The sequence below is a fragment of the Ruegeria sp. BHSC276 genome, assembly GCF_059612945.1.
In genome coordinates, this window is sequence record NZ_JBXWRP010000003.1 from 345,747 (window position 1) to 359,858 (window position 14,112).

A 14,112-nucleotide genomic window follows, 5' to 3' on the forward strand; every position below is an offset into this window, starting at 1 on the left:
TTGAAACCGGGGTTAGTGCGCGTGGCTCTTGTCCCAGTCTTCCTGCTTGGGCAGCTGCTCGAACGTATGCTCGGGCGGCGGCGAGGGCAGGGTCCATTCCAGCGTGTCCGCGTATTCGTTCCACGGGTTCGGGCGCGTTTCCTTGGCACCACGGAACAGGGCGTAGAACACGATGCCGAAGAACAGCAGGAACGAAGCGAACGAGATGAACGCACCGATCGACGAGACGAAGTTCCACTGGGCGAATGCCTCTGGGTAGTCGATGTAACGGCGCGGCATGCCCTGACGGCCCAGGAAGTGCTGCGGGAAGAAGGTCAGGTTTGCACCGATGAAGAACATCCAGAAGTGCACCTTGCCCCAGAACTCCGAGTACTGACGGCCCGTCATCTTCGAGAAGTAGAAGTACACGCCTGCAAAGATGGCAAAGACTGCGCCCAAGCTCATCACGTAGTGGAAGTGCGCGACGACATAGTAGGTGTCGTGATAGGCGCGGTCGATACCAGCCTGCGACAGAACCACACCGGTCACACCGCCGACGGTGAACAGGAACAGGAAGCCGAAGGCGAACAGCATCGGCGTCTTGAACTCGATCGAGCCGCCCCACATGGTGGCGATCCACGAGAACACCTTCACGCCCGTCGGAACCGCGATGACCATCGTGGCCAGCATGAAGTAGGCCTGCTGACGCAGCGACATGCCGACGGTGTACATGTGGTGTGCCCACACGACGAAGCCCAGCACGCCGATTGCGATGATCGCCCAGACCATCGGCAGATAGCCAAAGATCGGCTTGCGCGAGAAGGTGGCGATCACGTGGCTGATGATGCCGAAGCCGGGTAGGATCACGATGTACACTTCGGGGTGACCGAAGAACCACAGGATGTGCTGATACAGAACGGGGTCACCGCCACCGGCCGGGTCAAAGAAGGTGAAGCCGAAGTTGCGGTCCATCAGCAGCATGGTGATCGCGCCCGCCAGAACGGGCAGCGACAGCAGAATCAGCCACGAGGTGACGAAGATCGACCAGCTGAACAGCGGCACCTTGAACAGGGTCATGCCCGGGGCACGCATGTTCAGGAAGGTGGTGATCATGTTGATCGCGCCGAGGATCGAGGAGGCGCCCGATACGTGCACGGCAAAGATCGCCAGGTCCATGGACATGCCGCCTTCGGTCGTCGACAACGGCGGGTACAGAACCCAGCCCACGCCCGAGCCGGCTTGGTCGTTGCCTCCGGGGGCCAGCAGCGAAGCGATGCCCAGCGAGGTGCCGGCGACATACAGCCAGAAGGACAGGTTGTTCATCCGCGGGAAGGCCATGTCCGGCGCACCGATCTGCAACGGCATGAAATAGTTGCCGAAACCGCCGAACAGCGCGGGGATGACCACGAAGAACATCATCAGAACACCGTGATAGGTGATCATCACGTTCCAAAGGTGTCCGTTCGGGGTGCAGGGATCGGCCATGAAGCCTTCCAGGCACATGTACTGAACGCCCGGATGCATCAGTTCTAGCCGCATGTAGATGGTCATCGCGACCGAGATGAACCCGGCAAAGGCCGAGAAGATCAGGTAAAGGATCCCGATATCCTTGTGGTTGGTCGACATGAACCACCGGGTAAAGAACCCGCGCTGGTCTTCATGATCGTGACCATGAATGGCTGCGTCTGCCATTTAGGTGCCTCCTGTTGCAAATAGACCGCGCAGCCGGACCTCTCCGGCGCGCGGGATTCCTGCTGGTTTTAGAATGCAAGGGGGCGGCCTTCAATGGCCGAGTTTGATCTGGATCAAGAATAATTGTCGCGGGGCAGGAGGTCACCCACACGAATTTGGCCCTGACCAAGCGGTAGCTGGGGATGATCGGGTGAATTGCAAGGGCTGGGGCTGCCCGAGGGCGGAATCGCGCCTTGACCCGCCGCGGGCTTGGCCGCAGAACAACACGCAGCCCCATTGCCGGAGACCTGTCATGTCCACTTATGATCCCGAAAACATCTTTGCCAAGATCCTGCGGGGCGAGATCCCCTCGACCCGTGTGTACGAAGATGGTGAAACGCTGGCCTTCATGGACATCATGCCGCGCGCCGACGGGCATCTGCTGGTGATCCCCAAGACCCCCTGTCGCAACATCCTTGACGCCACCCCCGCGCAATTGGCCGCAGTCATGGCCACCGTGCAGAAACTGGCGCGCGCCGTCATGAAAGCCTTTGACGCCGACGGTGTGACCGTCCAGCAATTCAACGAGGCCGCAGGCGGGCAAGAGGTGTTTCACCTGCATTTCCATGTTCTTCCGCGCCGTGAAGGCCTGCCCATGCGGCCGCCGGGCAAGATGGGCGATTTGGACGAAATCGCCGCGCATGCCGAGCGGATCCGGGCGGCGCTGGACTGATCCGGCGCTCAGTGCGGCCCTGAACAATCGTCATGGGCGCCAAAGGCGTGCAGAACCGCGCAGACATGATCGTGCTGCCCGTCACAGGCAGTGGCGATCCGGGCCAGTTCGGACTCGAGCCTTTGCAACTTGCCGATGCGTTCCCGCAGATCATGCAACTGCCGCCGTGCGATCTCGTGCGCCCGGTTCAGGTCGTCGCCCTGCGCGCCCTCGAGCGACAGCAGCGCCTCGACATCGGCCAGCGGCAGTCCAAGGTCGCGCGTGTGGCGGATGAAGCGCAGGCGGTCCAGCGCCGCCTCGTCATAGCGCCGCTGATTGCCCGCTGTGCGTTCCGGTTGCGGCAGCAGGCCCTTGTCTTCGTAGAACCGGATGGTGGGCACCTTGACGCCCGTGCGGCGCGACAGTTCTCCGATCGTGTACATTTTCGGCCCCCCTTGAACCTCTAGTCACTAGAGGAATTAGGTGTTGGTCATGACCCAGACAAGGACCGATTTCCATGGCGCATAAACACGACCACGGGCATCATCACCACCAGATCGACCCAAGCACGGGGGATGCGCGGGTGGCCTGGGCCATCGCCGTCAACCTAGCCCTCACGCTGGCTCAGATCGTCGGCGGCATTCTGTCCGGGTCGCTGGCGTTGATCGCCGACGCGCTGCACAATTTCTCGGATGCGGTCGCACTGATCATCGCGTTCTTCGCCCGCAGGATCGCGCGCCGCCCGTCTGATCCCCACATGAGTTTCGGCTATGGTCGGGCCGAGGTGGTGGCAGCTCTGGTCAACTATACCACGCTGGTCGTGCTGGCGATCTACCTGATGTACGAAGGCGTGATGCGCATCGTTCAGCCCGAGCCGATCGACGGCTGGATCGTGGTCTGGATCGCGGTGCTGGCCTTGATCGTCGATGCGGTCACCGCGCTTTTGACCTTTTCGATGGCCAAGACCAGCATGAACATCCGGGCGGCCTTCCTGCACAACCTTGCCGATGCCCTGGGGTCGGTGGCGGTGATCCTGGCCGGCAGCGCCGTGATCCTGTTCGGCTGGACCTGGGTCGACCCGGCCGTGACGATCCTGATCGCGTTCTACATCCTGTGGCACGTCAAGGCGGAAATCACCGGGGCGATCCGCGTTCTGATGCTGGGCGCGCCGCCCGGGCTGGACCCCGAACAGGTCGCCTCCGCCATCGAGGAGGCCGAGGGCGTCGACGGCGTGCACCATGTCCATCTGTGGAGCATGCAGGAGCGCGAGCCGGCCCTGACCGCGCATCTGGTCATCGCGGCCAACGCTTGGCCCGCGGCCGAGCGCATCCGCGCTTCGGTCAGGCAGATCTTGCAGGAGCGATTTGCCATTGGCCACACGACGCTCGAGATGGAACGGACCGGGCAGGGTTGCGAGACCCCGCCGCGGTTCGGGCATAATTGACGGAAGGGCTTGAAACGAGAATTATTGAAGGTTGGGCCTGAAACGAGAATTGCCGTTCCGATTTGGGGTCGGAACGGCAGACTCGTAACCAAACACTTGATCGATTTTCGCGGGCTGGCCGCGATCACCGGTTAACATACCACTCACTCTTGAACGGTCTCTTCATAATACCTCAGACTGAGGCCATTGTGTGAACCTAAAGTGGTGTTTGGGTTAATTAACCCTGATTTTTAGACACATTTGGGAAAAAGCCATCTGCTTTGCGAAACAGCGGCCACGTGACAAAGGCATTGTTGTTGCCCTGTGTCACTATCCGGCATGCCGGTGCCGAGAATCACCCGGCGGGTGCTGCTTCGAAAACCTCGTCGAAGGTTTTGCGCAAGGCGACATCAACATCGGCCATCGTCACGGGCAGGCCCAGATCCACAAGCGATGTCACGCCATATTCCCGGATGCCGCAGGGTACGATGCCCGAAAAATGCTCCAGGTCCGGTTCGACATTGATCGAGATCCCGTGGAAACTGATCCATTTGCGCAGGCGGATCCCTATGGCGGCGATCTTGTCCTCGGTCGGTTTGCCTGACGCGGTCAGGGGCTTGTCCTTGCGCGGCACCCAAACGCCGACGCGGCCTTCGCGGATTTCTCCGTGGACATTGAACTCACCCAGAGCGGCGATCACCCAAGCCTCCAGCTGCTTGACGAAGCGGCGCACGTCATGGCCACGTCTGCCGACATCCAGCATGACATACACCACCCGCTGGCCGGGCCCGTGATAGGTGTATTCGCCCCCGCGCTTGCTGGGATAGACCGGAAAACGGTCGGGGTCCGTCAGGTCTTCGGGCTTGGCCGAGGTCCCGGCGGTGTACAGCGGCGGGTGTTCCAGCAGCCAGATGCACTCGTCCGCCTGTCCGGCGGCGATTTCGGCCACGCGCGCCTCCATGAAGGCGACGGCGGCGTCATAGTCGGTCAGCCCGTCTGTGATCTTCCATTCCATGCGTGCCTCTTACCCCGGTTCCCGGCGAAGGGAAAGCGTCAGGCGGCCTCGGACAGGCAGCGTCTCAGCACCTGGGCGTAGGTGTCCGGGCCTTGCGCGCCCGTCAGCAGGTATTTCCCGCCGAAGACCATGGCGGGAACGCCGCTGATGCCGCGGCTTGTCCAAAATTGCTGTTTCTGACGGAGGGGTCCCGCATGCGCGCCCGAGGTCAGCGCTGCGCGGGCCGCATCGCCGTCCAGCCCGACGGACCGGGCCGCATCCACCAGAACCTGGGTGTCCGAGACATCCTTCTGATCGGTGAAATATCCGCTGAACAATGCCAGCTTAAGCAGGTGCTGGCGCCCTTGCTCTTCGGCCCAGTCCAACAGCTGATGAGCGGCGAAGGTGTTCACGATGCGACTGTCATCAGTGAAATTGAAGGCAAAGCCCAGATCGGACCCCAGCGCCTTCAGCTGTGCGCGCGCCTGTTGGCTTTGCGCGACGGTAGTGCCGTATTTTTCGATGATATGATCGCGCAGATTCTGACCCTCGGGTCCCATTGCCGGGTTCAGCTCGAACGGATGCCAGCGCAACCGGGCCTGGACGCCCTCGCGCGTCAGGGCCTGATCGAGTTGCAGAAATCCGACGATGCACCAGGGGCACACGACGTCCGACACGATGTCGATCTGTACGGTGGGGCGAGGGTCGAGCGAAGTCATGTCAAGCTCCTGTCGGGCTGGTCGTCGGTTTCCAGATGGCACAGATATGGTCGAGACAGGGGATTTCCAATGCGGTCGTTTTTGCCTCTTCACATCCATTCGCCAAACGTCTATACGCCGCCGTACCAAGTCATTGGCAGTGCGGTCGTGGCGGAATTGGTAGACGCGCAGCGTTGAGGTCGCTGTGGGGTAACTCCCGTGGAAGTTCGAGTCTTCTCGACCGCACCAATCTCGATACACCAATCATCTTTGCCGCGACATTGTTGGGCTGATCGCTTTCAGCTGCCTTAGACTTGGCGTTTGCGGTCGATACGGCTTACTGCTGAACATCCTCCAGAAGCGGCAGTGTCCTGTCGGCTCGGGTGTGCTACACGATGGCAACGCAGAATCGAAAACCGCCGAATTCGCCAGAAGTCTGGGGTAGCCGTGCTGCAACGGGTGAGGGAAATTTGGAGCTAACTCTTTGAAAAATAACGCACAAAAAGCGGCGCGTTTAAGCGTGGCGCCCATGATGGACTGGACAGATCGTCATTGCCGGTACCTGCACAGACTGCTGAGTTCCAATGCGCTTCTCTATACCGAGATGGTGACCGCGCCCGCTCTTGTCCGAGGTGGGGCGCTTCACCTGCTGGAGTTCAGCCCTGAAGAACACCCCGTGGCCCTGCAACTGGGCGGGTCCGACCCCGAGGAACTGGCGCAGGCCGCCATGTTGGGGGCCGAGGCGGGGTATGACGAGATCAATTTGAATTGCGGATGCCCGTCCGACCGGGTGCAGTCGGGCACCTTCGGCGCGGTCTTGATGAAGGACCCGGCGCGCGTGGCGGATTGTGTCGCGGCGTTGCGCGCGGCCGTGCGCGTCGAGGTGACGGTGAAATGCCGCATCGGAGTGGACGAGCAAACCCCCGAGGAGGTGCTGCCCGACTTTCTGGAGAGGATTCGAGCCGCCGGATGCCAGCGCGTCACGATCCACGCCCGCAAGGCTTGGCTGCAGGGGCTGAGCCCCAAGGAAAACCGCGATATCCCGCCGCTGGACTATGGCCTGGTGCATCGGATGAAGGCCGCGTTTCCCGACATGCACATCTCGATCAACGGGGGGATCGCGTCTCTGGCCGAGGCGCGCGCGCATCTGGAGGCCGGACTGGACGGGGTGATGATCGGGCGGGCCGCCTATCACCAACCCACCGACATTCTGGCCGAGGCCGATCCGCTGATCTTTGGCACCGGGGCTGCCGCCGATCCGGTGGACGTCGTGCATAAGATGCTACCCTATATCGACCGACACCTTGCCGCGGGGGGGCGGTTGCACCAGATCACCCGGCACATGCTGGGTCTGTTCGCGGGCCGACCGGGCGCGCGGGGGTGGCGCCGGGTCCTGTCGGAAGGGGCGGTCCGGGACCATGCCGGTTCCGAGGTCGTTTTGGAGGCGCTGGCCCGCGTGGCTCCGGACGCCGTCGCGGCACAGGCAATTTGACAGGGCCGAAGGGCCGCAATCCAAGGGGGACGGATGCCCGAGACTTTTTTGCTGGTCCAGATGCTGGGCCTGTTGCTTGTGATCGGAGCGCTGGCCGGGGTGCTGGCGGGCCTGCTGGGCGTGGGCGGAGGGATCGTTCTGGTGCCCGCGTTCTTCTATACGTTCCAGACATTGGGCTATGGCGGCCCGCAACTGATGCAGATGTGCCTGGCGACCTCACTAGCCACGATCATCGTGACCTCTGTCCGCTCGGTCCTGAGTCACAACAAGAAAGGCGCGGTGGATTGGCAGATCCTGCGCGGCTGGGGGCCGGGGATCGCTGCGGGGGCCATCTTGGGCGTCATGGTCGCGTCCGCCCTACGGACCGAGGCGCTGCAGGCCTTGTTTGGCATTCTCGGCATCTGCATCGGGGCCTATCTGGGCCTGGGAAAATCCGAATGGCGGCTGGGCGATGCCATGCCCGGCGGGCTGCGGCGATTGCTGATTTCCCCGATGGTCGGGTTTCTGTCGGTTTTGATGGGGATCGGCGGGGGCAGTTTCGGCGTGCCGCTGATGAGTCTGTACAACACGCCCATTCACCGAGCCGTCGCCACCGCGGCCGGGTTCGGCGTCATCATCGCGGTGCCGTCGGTCATCGGCTTCCTGTTCCTGCCCATCGCGCCGGACTATCGCCCGCCATTCACGATCGGGGCCGTCAACCTGGTCGCTTTTGGCGTGGTCGTTGCCATGACCATGATCACCGCGCCCTGGGGCGTGAAGCTGGCCCATGCTATGGATCCCAAACCGCTTAAACGCGTCTTTGCGGTCTTTCTGACCCTCGTGGCGTTGAACATGCTGCGCAAGGCCTTGGGGTGGTGAGGCCATTCTGGGCGCGCGGGTGGGAGGTTTTCCCGGCCGAGCCCTCCGTCGCCGACTGGGTGGCGCATGCGCTGCCCGCCGCCCGCGCGGCGGTGCGGGACCCGGCCCATCTCCACTGGCTTGACTGTGAAGAGACGTGGTTCATCGGCGTCGATGCCCTGCCCAACGACGTGGCGGGGCGGGTTGGCGGCTCGGGACCGTTGGGCGGCGCGGCGCTTGACTTCCTGCGCGCGCAATACGGTTCGGTCGCGCTGCACCCAGGGCAGGTCTCGGTGGTCTATCCGGGCTATCCACGGCCGCGCCGGGGCGAGGGCGAAGCCGCCGCCCGATACCGGGTCCGGCGCGATGGGGCCCATGTGGACGGGCTCAAACCCAATGGGCCGGATCGGCGCCGCCATATCGACGAGCCGCACGCCTGGATTCTGGGGCTGCCGTTGACAGCGGCCAGCGCCGATGCGGCGCCGCTGGTCGTCTGGGATGGCAGCCACCGGATCATGCAGGCAGCGTTTCGCCGGGTATTGGCCGGCGTCGCGCGCGCGGATTGGGCAATGGTAGACATCACCGAAGCCTATCAGGACGCCCGCCGAGAGGTGTTCGAAACCTGCCTGCGGATCGAGATCCCGGCCCGGCCGGGAGAGGCCATCGCACTGCACAGGCATTGTCTGCACGGGGTGGCCCCCTGGCGTGACGGAGCAACGGCCGGACCCGACGGACGGATGGTCGCCTATTTCCGGCCTGAACTGCCCGGCGGTGTGGCCGAATGGATCGAAACGCCGTAACCTCGGGCCATTCTCTGATTTGGAGGGCATTCGATGATTACGATTCACAAGACGTCTGACGGTGCACTGCTTGAGATCGAATTGACGGGCGAAGTCACCAGTGCCGATTATACCAACTCCTTGGTTCCCGCGATTGAAGCTGCGCTGCAAGAGCACGACCAGGTCCGGATGCTGGTGATCGCCGGCCCCGACTTCGAAGGTTATGACCTTGGCGCCGCGTGGGAGGACACCAAGCTGGGCCTCAGCCATTGGCGCGGGTTCGACCGGATCGCGGTGGTCACCAACAAAGCTTGGGTGAAGACCAGCGCGCGGCTCGCGGCTCCGCTGATGCCATGCCCTGTGCAGGTGTTCGAGATGTCGCATCTGGACGAGGCGCGCTTGTGGCTGCGCGAGTCCCTCGGGGCCATTCACGTCGTCGATCTGGGCGGGCCTTGTGTGCAGATCAGCCTGTTGGGCAAGGTGGACCCCAGGGAATACGAAGAGGCCGAGCAGCGCCTGGACACGTTGCTGAGCCAGAAGGAGGGCTTCCGTCTGCTGATCGATCTGCGCGAGTTCGACGGCTGGCAGGGCCTGTCGGCGCTCGCGGCGCATTTCCGTCTGGCGCGCAATCATATCGGCATGCTGGACCGGGCCGCCATCGTGGGCGACAAGGCCTGGCAGCACATGGCGCAGCGCGTCGCGCGGCACATCCTGGGCACACGTACCCAGTATTTCCCGTCCGAAGCGTATGAAGAGGCCAAGACCTGGCTGGCGTCCGGCTGATCCGCTCGGGGCCGCGATTCGCGGCGCGGCTGATGGGCCTTGATTTGCACCGGCTGACCCTGGGTTACCCCAGGCTGTGCCGAAGGTATTGGATTTGTTACGCTACGTCCGTTTCGCGCACTCGTGGACAGGGGCGCGCGTGCAAGCGCCCGGACTTGAAGGATTTTTGTCCTGTTGGACAAATTTTTGCGTTTCGCGGCGGGGTTTTCCCCCTTATTCAAAGCTACTCGACACGGTAGGAATAGGTCGCTGCTGCAATCTATCCGTGTGTTTCGGTATAGGCCTTGCCCCGCGGGGGTGGCTGGATCGCAACGGCGCCGAGCTGTTCAAGGGGGCTGTCATGCGACTGTTCAAACTGTTTTCTGGCAAGGCCAAAACCAAGCGCCGTTCCTCGGTGGACACGTCTCAGGCCGACGCCGCGGCGGAAGTCCGCGCAAAAACCAACCGTGCCGAGATCACACGACTTTTCCAGCGGGAACTCTTGGCCAAAAAGGCGGGCGACAGAGTGACCAATCGGCAAATGGCCGCCGTGCGCGAGGCAAAACCCTTAAAAAAAGGCTCTGACGGGACGATGGCCTTATGACCGGACCAGCCGGGCTGCGCGCCCACCGCGCCGTTTGGCCAGGCGGGGCTTACGGCTGGGCAGCTCTTCCATGATGGCGGCGCGTTCGGTGCTGTCCATCTTCGACCAGCGAGAGATCTCGTCCATGGTGCGGTAGCAGCCGGTGCAGATCCTCTCGGTCGGATGCACCACGCAGATCTGCACGCAGGGGCTTTCGACCTCGTTCCGTTTCCAGATCATGTTCGTCATGCGCGGTCTCCGACCCGTTACAGAAAGCGCAGCCTGTCCAGCGCCCCTTGCAGAATATACCCCGCCGCGACGTGATCGATCACCTGTCCGCGACGTTTTCGTGTCGTATCCGCCTCCAACAGTGCCTTTTCCGCCGCAACCGTGCTCAGGCGTTCATCCCAGAATCCGATTGGAATATCGGTTAGCTGCGACAGGTTGCGCGCAAAGGCGCGGGTGGATTGGCACCGCGGTCCCTCGGACCCGTCCATGTTGCGCGGCAGGCCCAGGACGATCCCGCCGATTTCCCGGTCGGTCGCGATTTCCAAAAGGCGCGCAGAGTCGAGCTTGAATTTCTTGCGCCGCACGGTTTCCAGCGGGCTGGCCACGCCGCGCATCCGGTCCGACACGGCGACGCCGATGGTCTTTTCGCCCAAGTCCAGCCCCATCAGTGCCTGCATCGGGGGTAGGGCGGCGGCAAACTCCTCGAACCCGTCGTGGATCATTGCGCGATCCCAGCCCGGCGGGCGGCCGAGGCGATCATCTCCAGCGCCTCGGGGTTGTCGGCGAACTTGGTCAGCGCCTCGTCGCGGATCGCGCTGGCGCGTTCGGTTTCGCCCAGAACACCCAGCGCCGAGATCAGCCGCGCCCATTCCTGAGGTGAGCCGCCCTCGGTCGCCAGTCTGTCGGACAGCCCGTCAACCATGCCGCGGATCATCTCCTGCCGTTCTTCGGCCGTCATCTCGGCGGCGGCCTCCATGTCGGCCTGGCTGGGGCCGGGGGCCGCCGGAGCGGTCGAAAGATCGGGGGCGTTGAACACGCCGGCGCGCCAGGCCAGATCGTCGATCTGTGCGCGGATCGCCTGCGCCCAAGTTGACTGAGGCGGCGAACTGCGCAGCGTATCCGCCCACACCCGATAGGCCAGATCGGGTCGGCCGATCTGGGCCAGCATCTGCCCCCAGTAATACCGCGCCGGGCCATGGTTGGGGGCGCGTTTCAAGGCTTCGCGCAGGGCGTCCTCGGCCTCGGGCGAGACATAGCCGCCGGCCGCAAGGATCAGCATCTCGGCCAGGTTCGAATAGGCATCCGCAGGGGCATCCGCGCCCGACAGCTCGATGACCTTTTTCTGCGCCTCGTACCCGGCCTTGAAGTTGCCGGCATTGGTTTCATGCTGGGCCAGCAGCATGTGCCCCTGCAGGTCGTCGGGGCGGCTTGCCACTGTTTCGCGCAATTGGTCCAGCAGCTTGGCATAGCTTTCTTCCAGCTGGGGCGGCTCGACCGGGGGGGCGGCCCTTTCGGCCTCGGCTTGGCTGGGGCGGTTTTCGCGCAAGTCGTCGGCCATTTCCAAGCGGGCCGACAGCGGTTGATCGGGGTAACCAGCAGCGCCAAGTTGTCGATACAACGCCAGGGCCCCGCCCACCAGCAGTAGGGCCAAAACCACCGGTGCCGCCACGCGCATCACCCGTGACGGGCCGGATACTGTCGCGGCCGCCTGCATCTGCGCGTCCGCGGCCAGAATGCGGCGCGAGATCTCGGTCCGTACCCGCTCGGCATCGGCCTGGTCGATCACGCCGCGGGCCAAGTCACGGTCCACGCTGGCCAGCTGTTCGCGGTAGACGCGCAGGTCATAGGCCGCCGCCGGTTCTTCCCGGCGGCGTTCCCGCAGCATGCCATAGGCCAAAAAGACCGCGATCAGCAGCGCGAACAAGATGAGCAGAACCCAGAACGTCATGGTCCCTCCGACAATGGTTGCCCTGACTTAGACCTGCTTGCGGTCCGACAAAAGGGACAAAAGGCCGCGAATGGCCTACATGTCGCAATAGTGCGATATTGCGGCGCTGCATGGCAGGGGTATTCTGCCGCTGCACGGCATATCTTCGGCCAAACACGAACCGGACGGATTCGCTCATGAAACACTATTCAGCCTTTGCTGTGGCGCGCGAGGCGCTGCGCTATCACACCGGATGGGAGCGCGCCTGGCGTTCGCCCGAACCCAAGAAGCGCTATGACGTCATCATCATCGGCGCGGGCGGGCACGGCCTGGCGACGGCGTATTACCTGGGCCGGAACTACGGCATCCAGAACGTTGCGGTGATCGAAAAGGGCTGGCTGGGCGGCGGCAATACTGGCCGGAACACGACCATCATCCGCTCGAACTATCTGCAGGACCCGTCGGCGGCGATCTATGAAAAGTCGCGCGGCCTGTACGAGGATCTGAGCCAGGAGCTGAACTACAACATCATGTTCAGCCCGCGCGGCGTGATGATGCTGGCGCAGACCCAGCACGAGGTGCGCGGCTACAAGCGCACGGCGCACGCCAACGCGCTGCAGAGCGTCAAGACCGAGTGGATCGGACCCGAACGTGTCAAGGAACTGGTACCGATCATCAACATCGACGGCCCGCGCTATCCGGTTCTGGGCGCGCTGTGGCAGGAACGTGGCGGCACCGCGCGCCACGACGCGGTGGCCTGGGGCTATGCCCGGGCCTGCTCGAACATGGGCATGGACATCATCCAGCAATGCGAGGTCACGGCCATCCGCTCGGCCAACGGCCGCGTCACCGGGGTTGAGACGACCAAGGGCGCCATCGAGTGCGACAAGCTGGGCATCGTAGTAGCGGGTCACTCGGGCCAGCTGGCCGAGATGGCGGGCTTCCGCCTTCCGGTCGAGGCACTGGCCCTGCAGGCGCTGGTGTCCGAGCCGATCAAGCCCTGCATGGACGTGGTGGTGATGGCCAACACCGTGCATGGCTACATGTCGCAATCCGACAAGGGCGAGATGGTGATCGGCGGCGGCACCGACGGGTTCAACAACTACACCCAGCGCGGCAGCTTCCACCATATCGAGGAAACCGTCCGCGCCCTGGTCGAGACCTTCCCGATGATCTCGCGCCTCAAGATGCTGCGCCAGTGGGGTGGCATCGTGGACATGACCGGCGACCGTTCGCCCATCCTGTCCAAGACGCCGCTGGGCGGTTGCTTCATCAACTGCGGTTGGGGCACCGGCGGGTTCAAGGCCATCCCGGGCTCAGGCTGGGGCATGGCGCAGCTGATGGCCACCGGGCATTCCCCGCTGGCCGAGGCCTTCTCGCTGGACCGGTTCAAAGAGGGCCGTTTCATCGACGAAAGCGTTGCCGCCGGGGTCGCGCATTGATGGACATCCAATCCCTTCCCACCGCCATACCAGACCGGCCGCGCCGCAGCCGGCTTGCGCTGCTGGACTTTCTGCTGGCGTGTTTCGACGCGCAGTCCGACAGCGTTCAGGTGGTGCAGGTCGGGGCCAATGACGGCAAGCTGGATGATCCCATATTGCCGTACTGGTCGAAACCACATTGGAAAGGTGTCCTGATCGAGCCGCACCCGCTGTATTTTTCGGCCCTTGCGTCGCTGCATGCGGCCAATCCGAACGTTAAGCTGGTCAATGCCGCTGTATCGCAGGTTGCGGGCAGCATCACGCTGTATCACCTCGACGAGGCCTATTCCGGTGCCTATCCGGGCTGGTTGCGCGGCTGCGCGTCGCTGGACCGTGGCCGGATGGTGGCCGCAATCGACCGCGCCAACCGCAAGACGGGGGCGGACGTACCCCATTCGGCCGTGGCCGAGACAACCGTCGCCGCGCGGCGGCTGGACGGGATTCTGGCCGAAACGGGTGTTTCCGCCGCCGATATCCTCGTGATCGACGTCGAAGGGCACGAACGCTCTGTCCTCGACAGCTTTGATCCCGCACGCCTGGGGCTGTCGCTGGCCATCGTTGAATGCAACGCCGGCGACCCGGCCGAACAGGATGCGATCGTCTCGGCCCTGAACGCGGCCGGGCTGGTCGCATATCGGCTGGCCAACGACATCGTCGCCCTGCGTCCGGGCCGCGTGACCATCCCGATCGAGGCGATGTTCCACTTCAACAACCTTGTTCCGCTGACCGTCCAAGAAACGGTCGAACTGAATCCATGACCAAAGG

At 63.5% G+C, this 14,112-nt stretch carries 16 protein-coding genes and 1 tRNA gene; 10 read left to right on the forward strand and 7 right to left on the reverse strand.

Going from position 1 to position 14,112, the window contains the following annotated elements; translation table 11 throughout:
* Positions 1-12: 12 nt before the first annotated feature.
* Positions 13-1,671 carry a cytochrome c oxidase subunit I gene (ctaD, locus tag AC2FMD_RS05385; protein WP_496682160.1) on the reverse strand — a complete coding sequence of 553 codons (1,659 nt, stop codon included), beginning with the start codon at positions 1,669-1,671 and terminating at the stop codon, positions 13-15.
* 292 nt (positions 1,672-1,963) lie between these two features.
* Here ctaD and AC2FMD_RS05390 point away from each other — a divergent pair, with 292 nt between their 5' ends.
* A complete protein-coding gene (locus tag AC2FMD_RS05390; protein ID WP_496742321.1) occupies positions 1,964-2,383 on the forward strand; it encodes an HIT family protein in 420 nt (139 codons plus the stop codon).
* Between the two features lie 8 nt (positions 2,384-2,391).
* Here AC2FMD_RS05390 and AC2FMD_RS05395 read toward each other — a convergent pair whose 3' ends face one another.
* Positions 2,392-2,805 carry a MerR family transcriptional regulator gene (locus tag AC2FMD_RS05395; protein WP_496686620.1) on the reverse strand — a complete coding sequence of 138 codons (414 nt, stop codon included), beginning with the start codon at positions 2,803-2,805 and terminating at the stop codon, positions 2,392-2,394.
* Positions 2,806-2,879: 74 nt separating this feature from the next.
* Here AC2FMD_RS05395 and AC2FMD_RS05400 point away from each other — a divergent pair, with 74 nt between their 5' ends.
* Positions 2,880-3,806, forward strand: a complete 927-nt coding sequence (locus AC2FMD_RS05400) for a cation diffusion facilitator family transporter (RefSeq protein WP_496742320.1) — start codon at positions 2,880-2,882, stop codon at positions 3,804-3,806.
* A 334-nt stretch (positions 3,807-4,140) separates the two neighbouring features.
* On the opposite strand, the gene lipB is transcribed toward AC2FMD_RS05400, so the two are convergent.
* Together lipB and AC2FMD_RS05410 are read right to left on the reverse strand one after the other, a co-directional pair.
* On the reverse strand, positions 4,141-4,800 hold the full coding sequence (lipB, locus tag AC2FMD_RS05405) for a lipoyl(octanoyl) transferase LipB (protein ID WP_496711933.1): 660 nt from the start codon (positions 4,798-4,800) through the stop codon (positions 4,141-4,143).
* A gap of 38 nt (positions 4,801-4,838) precedes the next feature.
* Entirely contained in the window at positions 4,839-5,498 is a 660-nt protein-coding gene (locus AC2FMD_RS05410; protein ID WP_496742319.1) for a DsbA family oxidoreductase, read from the reverse strand.
* Positions 5,499-5,639: 141 nt separating this feature from the next.
* Between AC2FMD_RS05410 and AC2FMD_RS05415 the strand changes: the two genes are divergently transcribed.
* From AC2FMD_RS05415 to AC2FMD_RS05440, 6 genes are all read left to right on the forward strand, one after another.
* Positions 5,640-5,726 (forward strand) — tRNA-Leu (locus AC2FMD_RS05415).
* Between the two features lie 235 nt (positions 5,727-5,961).
* A complete protein-coding gene (gene dusA / locus AC2FMD_RS05420) occupies positions 5,962-6,969 on the forward strand; it encodes a tRNA dihydrouridine(20/20a) synthase DusA (protein WP_496742318.1) in 1,008 nt (335 codons plus the stop codon).
* Positions 6,970-7,002: 33 nt separating this feature from the next.
* Positions 7,003-7,827, forward strand: a complete 825-nt coding sequence (locus tag AC2FMD_RS05425) for a sulfite exporter TauE/SafE family protein (protein WP_496742317.1) — start codon at positions 7,003-7,005, stop codon at positions 7,825-7,827.
* Complete coding sequence (locus tag AC2FMD_RS05430; protein WP_496742316.1) at positions 7,821-8,606, forward strand: hypothetical protein; 786 nt, start codon at positions 7,821-7,823, stop codon at positions 8,604-8,606. The genes AC2FMD_RS05425 and AC2FMD_RS05430 overlap by 7 nt, the downstream gene beginning before the upstream one ends.
* A 33-nt stretch (positions 8,607-8,639) precedes the next feature.
* On the forward strand, positions 8,640-9,368 hold the full coding sequence (locus AC2FMD_RS05435; protein ID WP_496742315.1) for a SpoIIAA family protein: 729 nt from the start codon (positions 8,640-8,642) through the stop codon (positions 9,366-9,368).
* Positions 9,369-9,708: 340 nt separating this feature from the next.
* Positions 9,709-9,951, forward strand: a complete 243-nt coding sequence (locus AC2FMD_RS05440) for a hypothetical protein (protein WP_496742314.1) — start codon at positions 9,709-9,711, stop codon at positions 9,949-9,951.
* Here the strand turns inward: AC2FMD_RS05440 and AC2FMD_RS05445 are convergent.
* From AC2FMD_RS05445 to ccmI, 3 genes are read right to left on the reverse strand one after another with little or no spacing between them, the layout of a single operon-like run.
* A complete protein-coding gene (locus tag AC2FMD_RS05445) occupies positions 9,946-10,179 on the reverse strand; it encodes a DUF1289 domain-containing protein (protein WP_496686609.1) in 234 nt (77 codons plus the stop codon). The genes AC2FMD_RS05440 and AC2FMD_RS05445 overlap by 6 nt on opposite strands.
* 17 nt (positions 10,180-10,196) lie before the next feature.
* Positions 10,197-10,661 (reverse strand): Holliday junction resolvase RuvX, encoded by a 465-nt coding sequence (gene ruvX, locus AC2FMD_RS05450; protein ID WP_149774785.1) that lies wholly within the window; start codon positions 10,659-10,661, stop codon positions 10,197-10,199.
* Positions 10,658-11,887 (reverse strand): c-type cytochrome biogenesis protein CcmI, encoded by a 1,230-nt coding sequence (gene ccmI / locus AC2FMD_RS05455; protein ID WP_496742313.1) that lies wholly within the window; start codon positions 11,885-11,887, stop codon positions 10,658-10,660. Before ccmI ends, ruvX begins: the two co-directional genes overlap by 4 nt.
* A 176-nt stretch (positions 11,888-12,063) precedes the next feature.
* Here ccmI and AC2FMD_RS05460 point away from each other — a divergent pair, with 176 nt between their 5' ends.
* Both AC2FMD_RS05460 and AC2FMD_RS05465 read left to right on the forward strand, forming a co-directional pair.
* Positions 12,064-13,308 carry a sarcosine oxidase subunit beta family protein gene (locus AC2FMD_RS05460; protein WP_496794774.1) on the forward strand — a complete coding sequence of 415 codons (1,245 nt, stop codon included), beginning with the start codon at positions 12,064-12,066 and terminating at the stop codon, positions 13,306-13,308.
* Positions 13,308-14,105, forward strand: coding sequence for an FkbM family methyltransferase (locus tag AC2FMD_RS05465; RefSeq protein ID WP_496794775.1), 798 nt, complete (start codon positions 13,308-13,310; stop codon positions 14,103-14,105). Before AC2FMD_RS05460 ends, AC2FMD_RS05465 begins: the two co-directional genes overlap by 1 nt.
* Positions 14,106-14,112: the final 7 nt, after the last annotated feature.

What these genes read in the sequence shown, in the direction of transcription:
- AC2FMD_RS05395 (WP_496686620.1), bottom strand. Translation starts at nt 2,805, where the DNA reads ATGTACACGATCGGAGAACTGTCGCGCCGCACGGGCGTCAAGGTGCCC.
- AC2FMD_RS05400 (WP_496742320.1), top strand. Translation starts at nt 2,880, where the DNA reads ATGGCGCATAAACACGACCACGGGCATCATCACCACCAGATCGACCCA.
- AC2FMD_RS05465 (WP_496794775.1), top strand. Translation starts at nt 13,308, where the DNA reads ATGGACATCCAATCCCTTCCCACCGCCATACCAGACCGGCCGCGCCGC.
- AC2FMD_RS05445 (WP_496686609.1), bottom strand. Translation starts at nt 10,179, where the DNA reads ATGACGAACATGATCTGGAAACGGAACGAGGTCGAAAGCCCCTGCGTG.
- ctaD (WP_496682160.1), bottom strand. Translation starts at nt 1,671, where the DNA reads ATGGCAGACGCAGCCATTCATGGTCACGATCATGAAGACCAGCGCGGG.
- AC2FMD_RS05410 (WP_496742319.1), bottom strand. Translation starts at nt 5,498, where the DNA reads ATGACTTCGCTCGACCCTCGCCCCACCGTACAGATCGACATCGTGTCG.
- ruvX (WP_149774785.1), bottom strand. Translation starts at nt 10,661, where the DNA reads ATGATCCACGACGGGTTCGAGGAGTTTGCCGCCGCCCTACCCCCGATG.
- AC2FMD_RS05390 (WP_496742321.1), top strand. Translation starts at nt 1,964, where the DNA reads ATGTCCACTTATGATCCCGAAAACATCTTTGCCAAGATCCTGCGGGGC.
- AC2FMD_RS05460 (WP_496794774.1), top strand. Translation starts at nt 12,064, where the DNA reads ATGAAACACTATTCAGCCTTTGCTGTGGCGCGCGAGGCGCTGCGCTAT.
- AC2FMD_RS05425 (WP_496742317.1), top strand. Translation starts at nt 7,003, where the DNA reads ATGCCCGAGACTTTTTTGCTGGTCCAGATGCTGGGCCTGTTGCTTGTG.
- lipB (WP_496711933.1), bottom strand. Translation starts at nt 4,800, where the DNA reads ATGGAATGGAAGATCACAGACGGGCTGACCGACTATGACGCCGCCGTC.
- ccmI (WP_496742313.1), bottom strand. Translation starts at nt 11,887, where the DNA reads ATGACGTTCTGGGTTCTGCTCATCTTGTTCGCGCTGCTGATCGCGGTC.
- AC2FMD_RS05440 (WP_496742314.1), top strand. Translation starts at nt 9,709, where the DNA reads ATGCGACTGTTCAAACTGTTTTCTGGCAAGGCCAAAACCAAGCGCCGT.
- AC2FMD_RS05435 (WP_496742315.1), top strand. Translation starts at nt 8,640, where the DNA reads ATGATTACGATTCACAAGACGTCTGACGGTGCACTGCTTGAGATCGAA.